The organism is Terrimonas pollutisoli (genome assembly GCF_029360765.1).
In the GTDB taxonomy this organism is placed as follows: Bacteria; Bacteroidota; Bacteroidia; order Chitinophagales; family Chitinophagaceae; genus Terrimonas_B; species Terrimonas_B pollutisoli.
Map to the genome: position 1 here is coordinate 345,447 of NZ_JARKNA010000004.1, position 16,006 is coordinate 361,452.

The 16,006-nt window shown below is 41.2% G+C and carries 14 protein-coding genes; 13 read left to right on the forward strand and 1 reads right to left on the reverse strand.

The annotated features are described in order from the left end of the window. Positions 1-86 precede the first annotated feature (86 nt). From P2W73_RS10060 to P2W73_RS10075, 4 genes are all read left to right on the forward strand, one after another. Positions 87-407 (forward strand): ArsR/SmtB family transcription factor, encoded by a 321-nt coding sequence (locus P2W73_RS10060; protein WP_276501899.1) that lies wholly within the window; start codon positions 87-89, stop codon positions 405-407. Beyond that, positions 404-898 (forward strand): SRPBCC family protein, encoded by a 495-nt coding sequence (locus P2W73_RS10065; RefSeq protein WP_276501900.1) that lies wholly within the window; start codon positions 404-406, stop codon positions 896-898. Before P2W73_RS10060 ends, P2W73_RS10065 begins: the two co-directional genes overlap by 4 nt. 109 nt (positions 899-1,007) lie before the next feature. Beyond that, positions 1,008-1,406, forward strand: a complete 399-nt coding sequence (locus P2W73_RS10070; RefSeq protein ID WP_276501901.1) for a hypothetical protein — start codon at positions 1,008-1,010, stop codon at positions 1,404-1,406. Between the two features lie 245 nt (positions 1,407-1,651). Continuing rightward, entirely contained in the window at positions 1,652-2,239 is a 588-nt protein-coding gene (locus P2W73_RS10075; protein ID WP_276501902.1) for a dihydrofolate reductase family protein, read from the forward strand. A gap of 150 nt (positions 2,240-2,389) precedes the next feature. Here the strand turns inward: P2W73_RS10075 and P2W73_RS10080 are convergent, their stop codons facing one another. Continuing rightward, positions 2,390-2,851 carry a BP74-related protein gene (locus P2W73_RS10080; protein ID WP_276501903.1) on the reverse strand — a complete coding sequence of 154 codons (462 nt, stop codon included), beginning with the start codon at positions 2,849-2,851 and terminating at the stop codon, positions 2,390-2,392. Between the two features lie 34 nt (positions 2,852-2,885). Here P2W73_RS10080 and P2W73_RS10085 point away from each other — a divergent pair, with 34 nt between their 5' ends. The 9 genes from P2W73_RS10085 (at position 2,886) to P2W73_RS10125 (ending at position 16,004) form a co-directional block, all read left to right on the forward strand. After that, entirely contained in the window at positions 2,886-4,358 is a 1,473-nt protein-coding gene (locus tag P2W73_RS10085) for a gluconate:H+ symporter (RefSeq protein ID WP_276501904.1), read from the forward strand. A 162-nt stretch (positions 4,359-4,520) separates the two neighbouring features. Then, positions 4,521-5,120, forward strand: coding sequence for an RNA polymerase sigma factor (locus tag P2W73_RS10090; protein WP_276501984.1), 600 nt, complete (start codon positions 4,521-4,523; stop codon positions 5,118-5,120). Positions 5,121-5,162: 42 nt separating this feature from the next. Continuing rightward, positions 5,163-6,197 carry a FecR family protein gene (locus P2W73_RS10095; RefSeq protein ID WP_276501905.1) on the forward strand — a complete coding sequence of 345 codons (1,035 nt, stop codon included), beginning with the start codon at positions 5,163-5,165 and terminating at the stop codon, positions 6,195-6,197. A 32-nt stretch (positions 6,198-6,229) separates the two neighbouring features. Further along, complete coding sequence (locus P2W73_RS10100) at positions 6,230-9,688, forward strand: SusC/RagA family TonB-linked outer membrane protein (protein WP_276501906.1); 3,459 nt, start codon at positions 6,230-6,232, stop codon at positions 9,686-9,688. An 18-nt stretch (positions 9,689-9,706) separates the two neighbouring features. Further along, positions 9,707-11,254: a SusD/RagB family nutrient-binding outer membrane lipoprotein gene (locus P2W73_RS10105; RefSeq protein WP_276501907.1), complete on the forward strand. Its 1,548-nt coding sequence runs from the start codon at positions 9,707-9,709 to the stop codon at positions 11,252-11,254. 294 nt (positions 11,255-11,548) lie between these two features. After that, positions 11,549-12,025 carry a RidA family protein gene (locus P2W73_RS10110; protein ID WP_276501908.1) on the forward strand — a complete coding sequence of 159 codons (477 nt, stop codon included), beginning with the start codon at positions 11,549-11,551 and terminating at the stop codon, positions 12,023-12,025. 142 nt (positions 12,026-12,167) lie between these two features. Next, positions 12,168-13,385 (forward strand): aminotransferase class V-fold PLP-dependent enzyme, encoded by a 1,218-nt coding sequence (locus P2W73_RS10115; protein ID WP_276501909.1) that lies wholly within the window; start codon positions 12,168-12,170, stop codon positions 13,383-13,385. 112 nt (positions 13,386-13,497) lie between these two features. Beyond that, entirely contained in the window at positions 13,498-14,745 is a 1,248-nt protein-coding gene (locus P2W73_RS10120; RefSeq protein ID WP_276501910.1) for an amidohydrolase/deacetylase family metallohydrolase, read from the forward strand. A 329-nt stretch (positions 14,746-15,074) separates the two neighbouring features. After that, complete coding sequence (locus tag P2W73_RS10125) at positions 15,075-16,004, forward strand: RraA family protein (protein ID WP_276501911.1); 930 nt, start codon at positions 15,075-15,077, stop codon at positions 16,002-16,004. The last annotated feature ends 2 nt before the right edge of the window (positions 16,005-16,006 follow it).

Here is a 16,006-nt window from a genome sequence, read left to right on the forward strand (position 1 = left end):
AGGAAAGTGGATAAAAAAAAATTGTGCAACCAAGTGATTGCAATTATATTTGCAACCAGGTAGTTGCCTATTAAATTTTCGTTTGTATGAAAAGAGATCCATTCCAGGGCATCGCAGATCCTACCCGCCGGGCCATCCTGGTACTGATTGCGTTCCAGGCCATGACACCTAATGCGCTGGCAGAGCATTTTGATTGCACACGGCAGGCGATATCCAAACATATTAAAGTGTTGACCGAATGTGAGCTGGTAAAGCAGGAATATTCCGGCAGGGAAATCTATTATCATTTAAATGCCAAAAAAATGAAAGAGGTAGATAAATGGCTGGAACGTTTTCGCAGCCTGTGGGATATCCGTTTCAATCAGCTGGATGATGTATTAAAGAACCTTAAAAATAAAAAATCATGATCATCAACAAAGAAACTGTATTGACCAAAGATTTGGCCAACAAGAAACTTATTGTTGTCAGGGAATTTGAGGCGCCGCCTGAACAGGTGTGGAAGGCCTGGACAGAAAGCGAATTGCTCGATCAGTGGTGGGCGCCAAAGCCGTGGAAGGCCCAGACAAAGACGATGAATTTTAAAGAAGGTGGTTTTTGGTTGTACCAGATGGTAGGGCCGGACGGCACCGGTTCCTGGTGCCGGGCTGATTTCAAAAAAATTGACGCACCGGATAGTTTTTTAGCTGTCGACAATTTTTGTGATGAGAGCGGAAAAGTAGACGCCAATTTCCCGTCGATGTATTGGACAAATGTGTTCAGCAAGACCGCTGATGGAACAACGGTAAAGGTGGAGATCAGCTTTGATACTGAAGCCGGTCTTGAAAAGATACTTGAGCTTGGCTTTGAAGAAGGATTTACCGCAGCCCTGGGTAACCTTGATGAGTTGTTGGCGAAATAATTGTTGAATAAATGATGACCCTGCGGAGGACGATTGATCGTTCCTGTGGGGTTATTTAAAGCCGATAATAAGATTCGCACATTGGGAACGAAAAACTGATCTGGAAAGAGTGAAAGAGATAAATTTTCCAGATGTTCGAATCTTTCTTGGGTATATAAAGGAAGAGTTTTTCGACCACTTAAACAATGCTATGATTGAAGTTCAAAATTGTATACCTAATCTTTCTTTCAAATCTTTAGGAATAAGTCTTAAAAGAGACGTTGCAGATATCGAGAGAAGCGATCAATACAAAGACTATAGCTTATATATACGCAATGGAGTTCAATCCTTGACTTATTATTCACCCTTTTTAGATAATGATATTTTTTCCAAAAAAGTATTTGAGCTAAAAGAGCTAATGCTAAAAAGCATGAAACAGCTTGATCGAGAAGGTTGGAAGGAAAGATACAATTCGCCATTTGACACTAAATCATTTGACTGGAACTATGATGAAATAAATGATAGGTAACATTGAGCTTTGCGTTATTTGGGCTGACGGAATATCCCATCAGCTTCATGCAGGCGGATGAACATTCGTCCCGGCTGCTCGAATGACAAATGAACTACATAACCCATCTTCATCTTTTGTAATTTTATTCAGCAAACATACGGGCTGAACGCTTTCCAAATTCCCAAATAAACGCAAAGCTCTGCCCGTCGGCGGTCATTGTGGAGCGACACCGCAACTAATCAAAGGCAAATAAAAAGCAAACTATGAGAAAGCTAATTGCAGCAATAAATATGACACTTGACGGATTTTGCGACCATACAGTAATAATCCCGGATGAAGAAATACATCAACACTACGCTGAACTGTTAGATAACGCAGATGTTGTTCTATATGGACGGACAACCTATCAACTCATGCAATTTTGGCAAACGCTGCTAAAAAATCCTTCAGGAGAAAAGACAATGGACGACTTTGCTGCAGCGATAGACAAAATTCCAAAAATTGTTTTTTCGCATACGCTGAAAAATACAGACCCGATAGCTATCGGGTGGGACAGTGCTAAATTGTCAAATCAACCACTTGAAGAAGTAGCTTTAGAACTAAAACAACAACCGGGTAAAGACATTTTAGTTGGCAGCCGGAGTTTAATTATACAGCTAATGGAACTTAATTTGATTGATGAATACCAATTTTGTGTTCACCCGGTCGTTGCAGGAAGCGGTTTGCCATTATTTGAAAATATAAGCGACAGGACTATTTTTAAACTCATAAAGACTAAAACCTTTATCAGTGGTGCAGTAACGCTTTACTATGAACCGACAAACAAAAAAAACAACGAACCGCTAACATAGGAGTCTTGTGTATATAGGCGATAGAGAAGTATAGGATCATTTATTATTTCTTTTGAAAATAAAAGATAGAGGAAGGGTTTAGTTTCGCTTATCTCCGCTGATAGCGCCATAAAACGAAGCATAGCTGTGTTCAAATGCTCTTCAACTAAATCATTGTGGCTTACCCGGCAATTTCTTTTTAATATAAGAACTCCAGGCGCCAAATCGCTTCATTGTGTTTAACCAGTAATTGATATCGGAATCTACATCAGTAAAGGGCTTTCCATCATAGATCTCTGCGGTAATGTCCACGAGGCTCCAGTCGAGTTCGTTGAAATGCCATTTGAAAGCATGCGAAGCATTTTTGTTGAAGCCTCCATCACCGGGAACAAGGTTCCCAAAAACAATTTGTCTTTCACTCACGGGCAAGGCCAACTGGGCATCGGCTTGTTGAATTAATTGTTGATTTTTGGTGCGGACAACAAAGCCAGTGTCCCGCCAGTTGGCATGGTCGCTGTTAAAGCCAACCAGGTAATAGGTGTAGCTGTCGTCGTTGTTTTCTTTTTCCTTTTTGCAGGAGATAATTAGTAAGACTGTCAGCAGGAGGGCAGGTAAGAAATACATTTTGTTCATAGCAGGCGATTATAAAAGGAATGACAACTGTTGTATGAAATACGTTGCAGGTGGTCAATCTTTTGCTCCCGGCTCAAAACATTTCTCCGAACAGGCTGAGATGTTTATTAAATGCAGGGTAGTGAAAAAAATTATTGTAATCACAGGGATCATTGATAGAGGATTATTCTTTATCTTTTTGGCTCAATCCATTCGTTCAATGACTTTATTCATCGTTCTCCTTGCATTAATTGCATTGGTAGTTCTTATCGCTGTTTTCAAAGTAAATCCCTTTCTTGCTTTTCTTGTAGTTTGTGTTATTGCAGGTTTATGCCTCGGCATTCCTCTTACCGGCATCACCAAATCTGTAGAAACAGGGATAGGAGCTATTCTTGCGGATACGCTCATCATCATTGTTATCGGTGCCATGCTTGGCAAACTGATAGCAGCAAGCGGAGCTGCTCAGCAGATCGCTACCACGATCATGAAAGGGATGGGATTAAAAAATATTCATTGGGCGCTGGCACTAATTGGTCTTGTTATCGGCATACCGCTGTTTTATAATACCGGCTTTGTTTTAATGATCCCCCTGATCTTTTCTATCGTTTACCAATATAAGCTTCCTGCTGTTGCCACTGGTATATCATTGCTCGCCGCATTGTCAGTAGCGCATGGTTTTTTGCCGCCGCATCCTTCGCCTGCAACATTGGTGGGGCAATTTAAAGCGGACCTGGGAGAAACCATGCTATACGGAATCGTCATAGCGATTCCAACTATCATTGTCGCCGGTCCCATATTTTCCCGAACACTCAAGAACATTGAATCGAAACCTCTTGAAACTTTCAAACCTCCTGATCTGAAACAGCAGGAGCTTCCAGGTGTTATGAATAGTTTTCTCACGGCACTGCTTCCGGTAATCCTGTTTGCAGTTATGACCATGCTTCCTATGATCACCGATTCGAAATATGAAGATGTTATTTTTTTCTTTTCCCGTGCGCCTATTGTAATGCTGATTGCTTTGATCGTAGCCACATTTACTTTAGGAATAGGACGTGGCAAGAAAATGCAGGCCATAATGAATATTTACAGTGATTCAGTTAAAGATATTGCACTGATCCTTCTCATCATTGCAGGTGCTGGTATTTTTAAACAAGTACTTGTTGATAGCAAAGTGGCGCATGAAATTGCAGGGTTGCTTAGTAACAGTTCATTATCTCCATTGGTGCTTGGCTGGCTCATAGCAGCATTGATCCGGGTGGCTGTTGGATCGGCGACGGTTGCGGGTATTACGGCTGCCGGTATTGTAGAGCAATTAGTAAAGGATACAAATACAAGTCCCAGCTTAATGGTGTTATCCATCGGCGCGGGCAGCCTGATGTTTTCCCATGTCAACGATGCAGGCTTCTGGCTTTTCAAAGAGTATTTTAATCTCAGCATAAAAGATACCATCCGTTCATGGTCTATCATGGAAACCATCGTTTCTGTTTTGGGGCTGCTTGGCGTGTTGCTTCTTGACATTTTTATTTAGATCTTATCCTGTCAAATTCAATGCTGAACAATAAGGAATTGGGGTGTAGTGTTCAACTATTTATGACTGTTAGTTTTTAACATTCAAAAAAGTTGCCGATAAAAAAACAAGCTGAATAGTTATCTTTATTTCTAACTCTGGTTAAAACTGCTAATAACTGTGATGAGAAGTGAAGGCGATCTGATATTGTGGCGTTCTTTTAAAATGGGCGACTGGGACGCTTATGGCCGTCTCTACGACTCTTATTTCAGTTTATTGAATAATTACGGTTACAGGTTTACTAACGAAAAGGAATTGATAGAGGACGCAGTGCATGATCTGTTTGTAAGATTGTGGACAAGCCGGGAACGTTTAAGCATACCTGCTTCGGTCAAGAATTACCTGTTTAAGTCACTGCGCAATATCCTGCTGCGCAAAATGAAAAGCGAAGAAAAATATACCGATATAGACGGGCAGGAGTACCCTGTTTCATTTACAATAGTATACGATAACGAAGCGCTGAAACGCATTGAGCATATTGAGCTGCAGGCTAAGATCAAAACATTTATCCAGGCCTTGCCGGCCCGCCAGCAAGAAATAATTTACCTGCGGTTTTATGAAGGGCTTTCTTACGAAGAGATCGCCGATGTAATGTCCATCAGTGTCAATTCATCTTATAAGCTTTTATACAAGGCGCTGGAACGGTTGCAAGCCACGTTAGGCGCTCCCTCTTCACTTTCAATTTTGCTTTGCCTGAAATTTTTTTCTGCCTCAAAGGGATAATTTTTACTAGTCCCGGTGTAATAGGTAGAAAATACCTGTTTAATGAGCCCTGTTAATTACGCTGAATTTCAAGTAAAGGATTTTCTCGAAGATGATTTTTTTGTGCAATGGGTGATCAATCCCAATGTAAACACCGATTCATTCTGGCAATCGTTTATAGAAAATAACCCGCATAAAAGGGAGACCGTGGAGCAGGCGGCTGAAATGATAAAGATCTACCGCAGGCAGGCTTTTTTGGGAAACGAGCAAAACAAAGATCTTGTATGGCAGCGCATCTCAGAATCGGTAAACCATGTTGAAAAAAGGAAAAAAGTATTCCGTTTGCCGGTTTTCATTCGTGCTGCAGCGGCTATTATCATTGTTGCGGCGGCGGCGCTTTGGCTTGCTAATTATTATAAGTCTGATAAAACCGTTACCATCGCCACTACCGCGGGCGAAGTAAAAACTATAACGCTGCCCGACCATTCAAAGGTTACATTAAACGGGAATACTACACTATCCTATAGCAGGAGCTGGGATAATGAAATGCGGCGGGAAGTTTGGATCAGTGGGGAAGGTTATTTTGACGTAAAACACCTCAACAAAGACACCCTGCACATCAATCCTTCGGACAGGTTTATTGTGCACTGCGACGATGTGAATATAGAAGTGCTCGGAACCACTTTCAATGTGAAGGCCCGCAGCGGCAAGACCAATGTGGCACTGCTTACGGGTAAGATCAGGATTGATTATGTGAACAAAACAAATAATTCGCTGATCATGGCGCCGGGCGACTATGTGGAATACGCCGGTAAAGAATTATTGGTAAATAAGAAACTGTCCAAACCTGCACAGGTTACTGCATGGACCAATGCGAATGAAATTTCATTTACCGATGCTACGCTGCGGGAGATAACAGAGACGCTGGAAAACAGGTTTGGCTACACGGTAAATGCACAGGATACTGCCCTGTACAGTTTGAAAATAGAAGGGGATATAACTGTAAGCAATGTAGCCGACCTGTTGGATGTAGTGGCTACTACCTTAGACGTAGCGATAGAACAAACCGCCAATAAGCATATAACCATTTCGAAATAATATCAATAACTGCCAAAAAATAAGCTGCTTTTATGAGTACCAGAACCAAACTGCTGATTCCACTCTTTTTTCTTTGCGGGATGAATATTTATTTCAATTCTTCTGCACAGGAATTCGCCAGGTTAAATTATAAACGATCCGATTCCGACTCACCGCCTGATCAGCATCCTAATTCAATTTCATTGAAAGATGCTGTTAACGAGGTAAAAAAAATCTATAAAATAAAAATCGCTTACCGTGAGGGCTTGCTGGATGGTAAAATCGTTCCTGCTTCTCTTATCAATGAAATAAAAACCTATGATGTTGAGTCTGGTTTAAAACTATTGTTAACCAATTATCAGCTTAATTATAAAAAAACAGGCAATAACCAGTTCTCGTTATTTGAAATTGTTAGTTCGGGTAATAGTAACGGTGTGTCTGCTACGTATGTGATACCTGTTACCGGTAAAGTGACTTCCTCAAAAGACGGGGTTACCTTACCCATGGCTACTATTTCTATAAAAGGAAATCCCGCCATTGCCACTACATCAGATGAAAATGGAAATTTTAAACTCAGTCTCCCGGATGAGTATAAAGATAAAACGATCATACTTGTAATATCTTCCGTAGGCTATGCAGCCAGGGAGGTCACGATTACGGAACAAATGCAGGGTTTGCTGATACAGTTAGATGAAGCCAACAGGAACCTGGATGAAGTGGTGGTTACAGCGCTGGGTATTAAGAGAACAAGCAAATCACTTACTTATTCTGTCACGGAAGTAAAAGGCGAAGAGTTTACGCAAGCCAGGGAAAATAATATAGCCAATGCGCTGACAGGTAAAATAGCAGGTGTGAATGCTACAGGGTTATCAACCGGGCCAGGTGGCTCCAGTCGTGTTATTATCAGGGGCAACGGTTCGATTTCAAGCGAAAGCCAACCCTTGTATGTGATCAATGGTATGCCCATAGATAATAGCGTACCTGGTGGAAGTTCAAGGCCCAATGGCTTTGGCTTGACAGAAGGTACAGACCGTGGTGATGGTATTGCTGCTATCAATCCGGATGATATCGAATCTATCACAGTATTGAAAGGTGGGACGGCTGCAGCTCTTTATGGTTCAAGAGGAGCGAATGGTGTAATCTTAATTACTACTAAAAAAGGGAAAGCGCAAAAAGGAATAGGTGTTGAATATAATTCTACGCTTACAATGGAGAACGTTTCTGTTTTTCCCGATTATCAATATGAATATGGACAGGGTGATGGAGGAGTAATGCCCACAACGCTTCAAGATGCACAGGCCACAGGTCGGCGTTCTTTCGGCGCAAAGATTGACGGATCTACGAATTACATGGCAGCCGATGGAAAGAATCATCCTTACTCGGCTCAAAAAGATAACCTGAAACATTTTTATGAAACAGGCACTACGTTCACTAACACCATAGCATTTTCAGGAGGAACTGAAGCGCTTGTCTACCGGTTATCATTATCTGATCTGAATGCAAAAAGTATTTTACCCAGTAATAAATATAATCGCAAAACAGCCAATCTGAACATCAGTGCTAAACTCAGCAATCGTTTAAGAATCGAGTCGGTGATTCAGTATAACCTGGAAAAAGGTAATAACCGTCCGATAGCCGGCGATGCGTTGGGTAATCCTAACTGGACGCCTTATGAAGTGGCTAATACAGTTGATGTACGCTGGTTGAGCCCAGGCTATGATGCCAATGGAAATGAAATTGTTTGGAATGATGCGGGCATTGTAACCAATAGTTATTTTATCGCTAATAAATTTAAACAAACAGATACCAAGAACCGGTTTATCGGGCAAGCTTCCGTGTCTTATGATGTATTAAAAAATTTAACGGTGAAGGGCATAGTGACAAGAGATTTTTATAATTACAATTTCACAAGCATTTTACCAACCGGTACTCAATACGTACCTAATGGAGAGTATGCCGGTATTAAATCTGATGTGTCTGAAACCAACGGCATGATAACGGGCACTTATAAAACGAAGTTTATTGATAAAATAGGGCTTTCAATACTCGCTGGGGCCAACAGCCGCCGGTTTAAAAACAATCAACTTAATTTGACCGGGCAGTCATATACAACACCTTATTTTTATAGTTTTTCAAATTTATCAACTTCTTCTACCAGACCAGTCACCAGTAATATCGCCACCAATTCCATATTCGGATCAATTGATATAGATTATAAAAATTTACTTTTTTTAACAGCAACGGGACGCCAGGATTGGTTTTCTACGCTCAGCCCTGAGGATAACAGTATTTTCTATCCAAGTTTTGGTGCCAGTTTTGTATTATCTGATGCGATTAAATTGCCAGATGTTTTTAACCTTGTCAGGCTAAGAGCTTCCTGGGCGCAGGTTGGCGGCGGCGGACCGACCCCTTATGCTATCAATCTTACTTACAGCAGTGTACCCAGTGCCAGCTCAGTTCCACTGCAAAATGTTACTTCTTCTTCTATTAGCAATGCTAAGTTGAAACCATTTACATCTACCACTTCGGAAATAGGCTTAAATATGCAACTGATGAGAAGTCGGCTAAACATAGACCTTGCGTTTTATGATCGTAAAACAGACGATGATATAGTTGACATTGGCATATCTAATACTTCCGGCTATACCGGCGTCTTTTTAAATTCAGGTGAACTAAGTAATAAAGGCGTGGAAGTATTAATAACAGCGATACCTGTTAAAGCCAAACATTTCAGTTGGACTACCAGTTATAATTTCGCTTATAATAAAAGTGAAGTGCTGAGGCTGGCCGATGGTATTAGTACATACCCACTGGGTAATTCAGCCAACGGTAATGCTTATATCAAAGCTAATGTCGGCCGCACATTTGGCGCCATCTATGGTTTCCGCAAGCTCAGAGATGCAAGTGGTAATATCGTCTTTGATATAAATTCCAACCTTCCGCTCCAGACAGATAATAACCAGGAATTAGGAAAAGGTGTGCCCCCGCTTACGATGGGTTTCGGTAACGAGTTCAGGTACAAAAATTTTTCATTGGACATTTTGGTAGATGGAAAATTTGGCAACAGCATATTTTCGGTGATGGAAGTATATGCCACACGCTTAGGACTAATGAAGAGCACCCTGGAGGGTAGAGAAAATGGCCTGCTATTAACCGGAGTAACTAAAACAGGAGATAAATATAGTTATACTGTTCCGGTAGCCAGTCTTCGCCCTGCTTATTATAACGCCCAAAACAGGTATACAGAGTTGTTTGTGCATGATGGCAGCTTTGTAAAATTGCGCCAGGTAATTTTATCTTATCGCTTGCCGGTGTCTAAAATGGGTTTCTTAAAAAATAATGTACAGTCCGCAAGCATTGCTTTTGTTGGTCGCAATCTGCTTACGCTTTACAAAAACACAGACACCTTCGATCCGGAACAAAGTTTAACCAACGGCGCTGCCCAGGGTATTGAATCTATTGGATTACCCCGTACCCGCTCTTATGGCGTAAACCTTCTGCTCAAATTTTAATCTTTAAAACCGACAATGATGAAACTGCTTAAACAAAAATATACCAGCCTTTTATCGTTAGCACTTTGTATGCTGTTGATACAATCCTGCGATAAAGATTTTAAAGAGATCAATACCAATCCTGATGCGGTTTCAACCCCGACGCCGCAATATATTTTCAGTAAGGCATTATATGATGGTGCAAGATTCAGCGGTAATACGGAAACCTTGCTTTTAGGTACCATGCAATACACCACAAGCTATAATGATGTGGAAGGTTTTGGTTCTAAATATGTAGCTGCGCGGCTTGATCTGACCATGGGTATTTTTAATAACGCTTATCCAAACCAGATCAATGAAATTGGTGAGGTGATCAAAGTGGTGAAAGATGATCCTGCTAAAATAAACCTATACGCTGTAGCCCGTATCTGGAAAGTATTTTGTTTCAGCCGCATCACCGACCTATATGGAGATGTTCCTTATACCCAGGCAGCACAAGGGTATAACGAATCTCTTTATCAACCCGCCTATGACGCACAAAAAGATATTTATACCGATATGCTGAAAGAGCTGGATGAAGCGGCAAAAAGTTTGGATCCGGCCAACACAAACACATTTGGCGCTGCTGATCTTATTTATAATGGTAATACAGCTCAATGGAAAAAATTCGCTTACTCCCTGATGTTGCGTCTTGGTATGCGGATGACTAAAGCAGATGCCGCCGCGGCGCAAACATGGGTAACCAAAGCTATAGCAGGCGGTGTTATTACAGACTATGCGGATATTGCGAAACTGAGTTATGTCGGTTCGGGCCAGGACATTAACAAAAATCCGATAGCCTTAGTAATGATCAATGATAATTATATAAAGGCGGATGGAATTAGTAATAATGAAGGAGGAAAATATCAGCAGGTGTTTATCGACTCTCTCAAAGCAAACAACGATCCAAGGCTGAAAGTTATATCAGTGGTATATGTAAATGGAGTGGCCAGTTCTGAGGAAAGTATTCAAAAGGGAATGCCTTCGAATATCAATGGTACAAAGCCATCCAATTTTGTTACATTCTCAGAGCCTAATCAAAATACTGTTTTGAAGCTGTCCGCTCCTCTATTATTATTTACTACTGCAGAAACTAATTTTTTACTGGCTGAAGCAGCATTAAAAAACTGGTACGCTGCGGAAACGGCAAGCTCTTTATATGAAAAAGGTATAAGGGCAGCTATGAAGCACTGGGATCTGATCAGCGGCACCACGGGTACAATAGACGCCGGCAGGATTGATTCTTATGTAGCTGCTCATACTTTAAATACCAGTGGCACTGTTGCCCAACAAATGGAACAGATCTACAACCAGTTTTGGGTCGGTATTTTTCCTGACGCACAGGAAGTGTATGCCAATTATCGCAGAACCGGTTATCCCGCACTTGTTCCTAATAATTATCCGGGTAATGCTACAGGTGGTAAAATTTTCAGAAGACTTTTATATCCTAGTTCCGAACAAACCCTGAACAGGGCATCATACAATGAAGCCGTTAGCAGGCAGGGTGCTGATGACCTGATGACAAGAGTATGGTGGGATAAGCCGTAGTGAGATGCTGAACAGCATCTTGTTTATTCTTATAGTTTTTTGGCATCAAATAAAAACTGCTTTGGGGTTAATAAAACAGTGATACACTATAATTCATTATTGCCTGTGAAAACTGCTACAAATTACTTTATGTCTTGCCCTTCTCCCGGCGGGGAAGGGCAAGACATTTTGAATGGCAAAGTTTATAATTATTTAAAAAAATAAGCATGAAGCCGAGCATGATATTTTTTTTCCACACAAGGCAGGATTGTTTGCGAGGTTCCATCTGACCAAAAAAAAATAAAATATATACAAATGAAAACACAACGAAGATCAGCGCTGAAAAAATTGTTTGCTTCTGTTGCCGGCACTGTGGGATTAGGGTTTTTGGCAAATGCCAAACCAACCATGGATAAGGACTCAGATGAAAAAGAAGTATTTAATGTAACAACAACGGGTCAGGAAAAAATCCCCTTGTTTTCCGGCTCTACCAAATTCAAACAGCTTGTTTTTATAGCGGGCAAAGGGGCGCATTTTGAAGGCGATATAAAAGCACATACCGATCATGTACTGAAGGAACTTGAAAAGGAATTGATCAGTGCAGGGTCTTCAATGGAAAAGGTGCTGAAGGTAACCGTGTTTTTAAATGATATAGCGGACTATAAAGCAATGAACGAAGTGTACCAGGGCCGCTTTGGAAAAAAACCTCCTGTTCGCACTACCGTAGCGGTTGCCAAAGGTGGTGTGCCGGGAAATTCTTTGGTTGAAATGGATTGCATCGCACATACCTGAAGAGAAAGGATGTCGGATGTAGGAGGTGGGATGTCAGAGGAGAACTTGACAATAAAGCCGCTCCAATTTTAGAGTGAGCGTACTTCTGACTTCAAACCTCTGACATCGTACATAATCGTTTATTAAAACTTAACTAAGAAAGATGCAACGAAGAGAACTTTTAAAATATTTATCACTTACTCCATTAGCAGCAGGAGTAACAGGATTGCCGCAATCTGTATCTGCAGCCCCAGCTCCGCCTGGGGCAAAGAGAGACCTTTTCAAAGAGTTAGGTGTGCGTACTTTTATTAATGCTGCAGGCACCCTCACGATGATGACCGGTTCATTAATGCATGATTATGTGCTGGAAGCTATTAATAACGGCGCAAAGGAATTTTGCATGTTAGATGAACTACAGGATAAGGTTGGCGAAAAGATTGCCGCATTAGTTCATTCAGAAGCGGCTGTTGTTACATCAGGCGCATTCTCCGCTATGACGTTGGGCTTGGCAGGAATTCTGACAGGGATGGATCAGAAGAAAATAGAACAGCTTCCACACCTGGAAGCAACCGGCATGAAATCGGAAGTGATCTGTCAAAAAGCACATGAGATCGTATACAATCATGCACTGAAGAATACCGGTTGTCAAATAATTTATATAGAAACAGTGGAAGAGTTAGAGAAAGCCATTAATGATAAAACAGCATTATTGCATTTTTTAAATATTGAAGCAGACAAAGGAAAAATAATGCATGAAGAATGGGTAGCTATTGGAAAGAAACATGGCATCCCAACTTCTATTGACATAGCAGCGGATGTACCGCCTGTATCCAATCTCTGGAAGTTTAATGATATGGGCTTCAGTTTTGTAGCAATATCCGGCGGTAAAGCTATGCGCGGCCCACAAAGCGCAGGACTTTTAATGGGCAAAAAAGATATTGTATCCGCCGCCCGTTTACACATGCCTCCCCGTGGTTTTAATGTTGGCCGTGGTATGAAGGTGAATAAGGAGGAAATATTAGGAATGTATGTAGCGCTGGAAAAATATATCAACCAGGACCACGATAAAGAATGGAAACAATGGGAAGCAGCTACAGCCAAAATTGAAAATAGTGTTAAGGCTGTAAATGGAGTTGCAACTAAAGTAACTGTTCCTGCTTTAGGTAATACTACTCCAACATTGGAAATCAGCTGGGATGATACCAAAGTAAAGCTTACCGGCAAAGAGCTGCAGCAAAAATTACGCAATGCTTCCCCTTCCATTGAAATCGGTAATGTGCAGGAAAAAAGTATTGCTGTTACAGTGTGGATGCTCAAACCCGGGCAAGAGAAAATAGTAGCAACAAGGATTGCGGAAGAATTATCAAAAGCTTCTGTTTAATAATAAGCTGTTATAAGGTGTTTTGTTTTTATGTACCAGGAAACCGTGTTCTTATCAAGCCCTGTTTATTCCGGCAAGCAAGTATAGTCTGAAAAAATATCAACATTAATGCATGAGAAAAGCAAGTGCTTTATTCTTTTTTATTCTTGTCTTTCATTTTGGAAAAGCACAGCAATATGCAATCGTTATAAAGGGCGGGCATCTCATTGATCCTAAGAACAGCATCAATGAGGTAATGGATATTGCTATTACTGATGGGAAAGTTATAAGCGTAGGCAAAAATATCGATGCCACTAAAGCCATACAGGTTGTTGATGCCAAAGGCCTATACATTAGCCCCGGGCTTATAGATGCCCATGTACATGTTTTTTATGGAACCAATCCCGATCGAAAATACAGTAATGGAACATCATCCATTCTGCCGGATGGTTTTACTTTCAGAACAGGTGTTACAACGGTAGTAGATGCGGGTTGTTCCGGCTGGCGCAATTTTCCCCTTTTTAAACAGCAGATAATAGATAACTCCAAAACCCGTGTATTGGCATTGCTCAATATTGTAGGAGAAGGTATGAGTGGCGAAATCAATGAGCAAAATACCAATGACATGGATAGTAAGATGACGGCACTGATGGCACGTCGTTATAAAGATTATGTTGTTGGCGTTAAAGTGGCCCATTTTGTGGGTAATGAGTGGACACCGGTAGATGAAGCCGTGAAAGCCGCAACCATGGCAAACATCCCGGTGATGATAGACTTTGGTGATAGCGATCCGCCGCTGTCTATAGAAGAATTGTTTATGAAGCATCTTCGTGCCGGAGATATTTTTACACATTGCTTTGGCCAGCTTAGCAATAGAGAACCAATCGTAGACGTAAACACAAAAAAAATAAAACCATTTGTGTTCGATGCGCAAAAGAAAGGGATTGTTTTCGATGTAGGATATGGGCAAATCAGTTTTGCTTTTTCGCAGGCGATACCTGCTGTTAAAAGCGGCTTTTATCCAAACTCCATCAGCACCGATATTCATGTTGGAAGCATGAACAATTCGATGAAAGATATTCTGAATATCATGTCAAAATTCATGGCAATGGGAATGAGTATTGAAGATGTAATCAAAACGGTTACCTGGAATCCGGCAAAAGAAATCAAACATGAAGAGTTGGGAAACCTTTCAGTGGGAGCGATTGCAGATATAGCCATTCTTTCTGTACGGGAAGGGAAGTTTGGTTTTTATGATTATACCGGGTATAAAATAGAAGGCAAACAAAAACTCGAATGTGAAATGACGATTAAAGGGGGAAAAATTGTTTATGATTTGAATGGTATGGCTGTGCCGGTTGTAGTGAAGGGGAGCAGATAGTAGTGCTATGTTAAGTTTATTATGTCGCAAACAGTTCCTACGAAGGCGCCAGGAACACTAAAGTACTTTGTGGGATATACGTCGGCATATGATTACCATAACACTAGTGATAAGCCGGTATGTGAAACATCTCTGTGCCTCTGTGTCTTCGTGGCGTTGTGTTCCATAATTTTCTAATGACAAAGATTTGGTTTGAACCCACCGGGGCACAGAGGCACTGAGACACAGGGAGAAAAGATAATTCAATAGTTTTTCTGGTGGTGACATAGCAGACGACCTATCCTTAACAAGACGACATTAATTCGATATTCACAATTCACTATTGACAAATGAAACATAGGCTTATTTTAATCGTAGTACTGCATCTGCTTTGCAATTGTTGCTGCCCCCTTCATGCGCAAACAATTTCCAAAGAGGAATTGATCTTTTTAACTGCTGAATGGAAGGGAGAACGATTTAATGATGGGCGTCCTAAAATACCAGATGACCTGGTAAAGAGGGCGAAAAAAATCGCCATTGAAGATGCCTGGACAATTTTAAATAATGAAGGATATAGCTGCCAGTATGAAGGAAACTGGAAAATGGTGAATGAGGATACACCTGTAGTTGGCCGTGCATTCACGGCTTGCTTTATGCCCAGTCGCCCGGACCTGGAAAACAATATTAAAGAACGTGGCAAAAAGCAGGGACGTAGTGGGAACACCAATTCATGGCCGATTGATATGCTGACAAAGGGCGACGTGTATGTGGCCGATGGCTTTGGTAAGATTGCAAATGGCACGCTGATCGGCAGCAACCTCGGCAATTCTATTTTTGCCAAAACTGGTAATGGTGTGGTGTTTGATGCAGCGGCCCGTGATTTGGAGGGGCTGACAGAGATAAAAGGCTTTAACGCTTACGTAAGAGACTGGCACCCTTCATACCTTAAGGATGAAGTTTTAATGGGTATCAACACAGCTGTTCGCATCGGGCATGCCATTGTATTACCCGGCGATCTTGTTATTGCAAAAAAAGGAGGTGTCATTTTCATTCCTTCACAGCTGGCGGAAAAAGTAATAGTTACAGCAGAGTTTATTATCCTGAAAGATAAGTTTGGTATCAGTATGTTGAAAGAAGGCCGCTATACGACCGGGCAGATAGATAGTCAATGGACAGATAAAATAAAGGAAGATTTTCTGCAGTGGCTCAACAAACATCCGGAAGAAGTGCCAATGACAAGAACCCAGTTAGATGAATACATGAAAAACAGAACATGGTAATT

Coding starts and splice junctions, on each gene's coding strand:
- P2W73_RS10075 (WP_276501902.1), top strand. CDS start 1,652: ATGAGAAAGCTAATTGCAGCAATAAATATGACACTTGACGGATTTTGC.
- P2W73_RS10110 (WP_276501908.1), top strand. CDS start 11,549: ATGAAAACACAACGAAGATCAGCGCTGAAAAAATTGTTTGCTTCTGTT.
- P2W73_RS10080 (WP_276501903.1), bottom strand. CDS start 2,851: ATGAACAAAATGTATTTCTTACCTGCCCTCCTGCTGACAGTCTTACTA.
- P2W73_RS10085 (WP_276501904.1), top strand. CDS start 2,886: ATGAAATACGTTGCAGGTGGTCAATCTTTTGCTCCCGGCTCAAAACAT.
- P2W73_RS10095 (WP_276501905.1), top strand. CDS start 5,163: ATGAGCCCTGTTAATTACGCTGAATTTCAAGTAAAGGATTTTCTCGAA.
- P2W73_RS10105 (WP_276501907.1), top strand. CDS start 9,707: ATGAAACTGCTTAAACAAAAATATACCAGCCTTTTATCGTTAGCACTT.
- P2W73_RS10100 (WP_276501906.1), top strand. CDS start 6,230: ATGAGTACCAGAACCAAACTGCTGATTCCACTCTTTTTTCTTTGCGGG.
- P2W73_RS10090 (WP_276501984.1), top strand. CDS start 4,521: ATGAGAAGTGAAGGCGATCTGATATTGTGGCGTTCTTTTAAAATGGGC.
- P2W73_RS10065 (WP_276501900.1), top strand. CDS start 404: ATGATCATCAACAAAGAAACTGTATTGACCAAAGATTTGGCCAACAAG.
- P2W73_RS10115 (WP_276501909.1), top strand. CDS start 12,168: ATGCAACGAAGAGAACTTTTAAAATATTTATCACTTACTCCATTAGCA.
- P2W73_RS10060 (WP_276501899.1), top strand. CDS start 87: ATGAAAAGAGATCCATTCCAGGGCATCGCAGATCCTACCCGCCGGGCC.
- P2W73_RS10120 (WP_276501910.1), top strand. CDS start 13,498: ATGAGAAAAGCAAGTGCTTTATTCTTTTTTATTCTTGTCTTTCATTTT.
- P2W73_RS10125 (WP_276501911.1), top strand. CDS start 15,075: ATGAAACATAGGCTTATTTTAATCGTAGTACTGCATCTGCTTTGCAAT.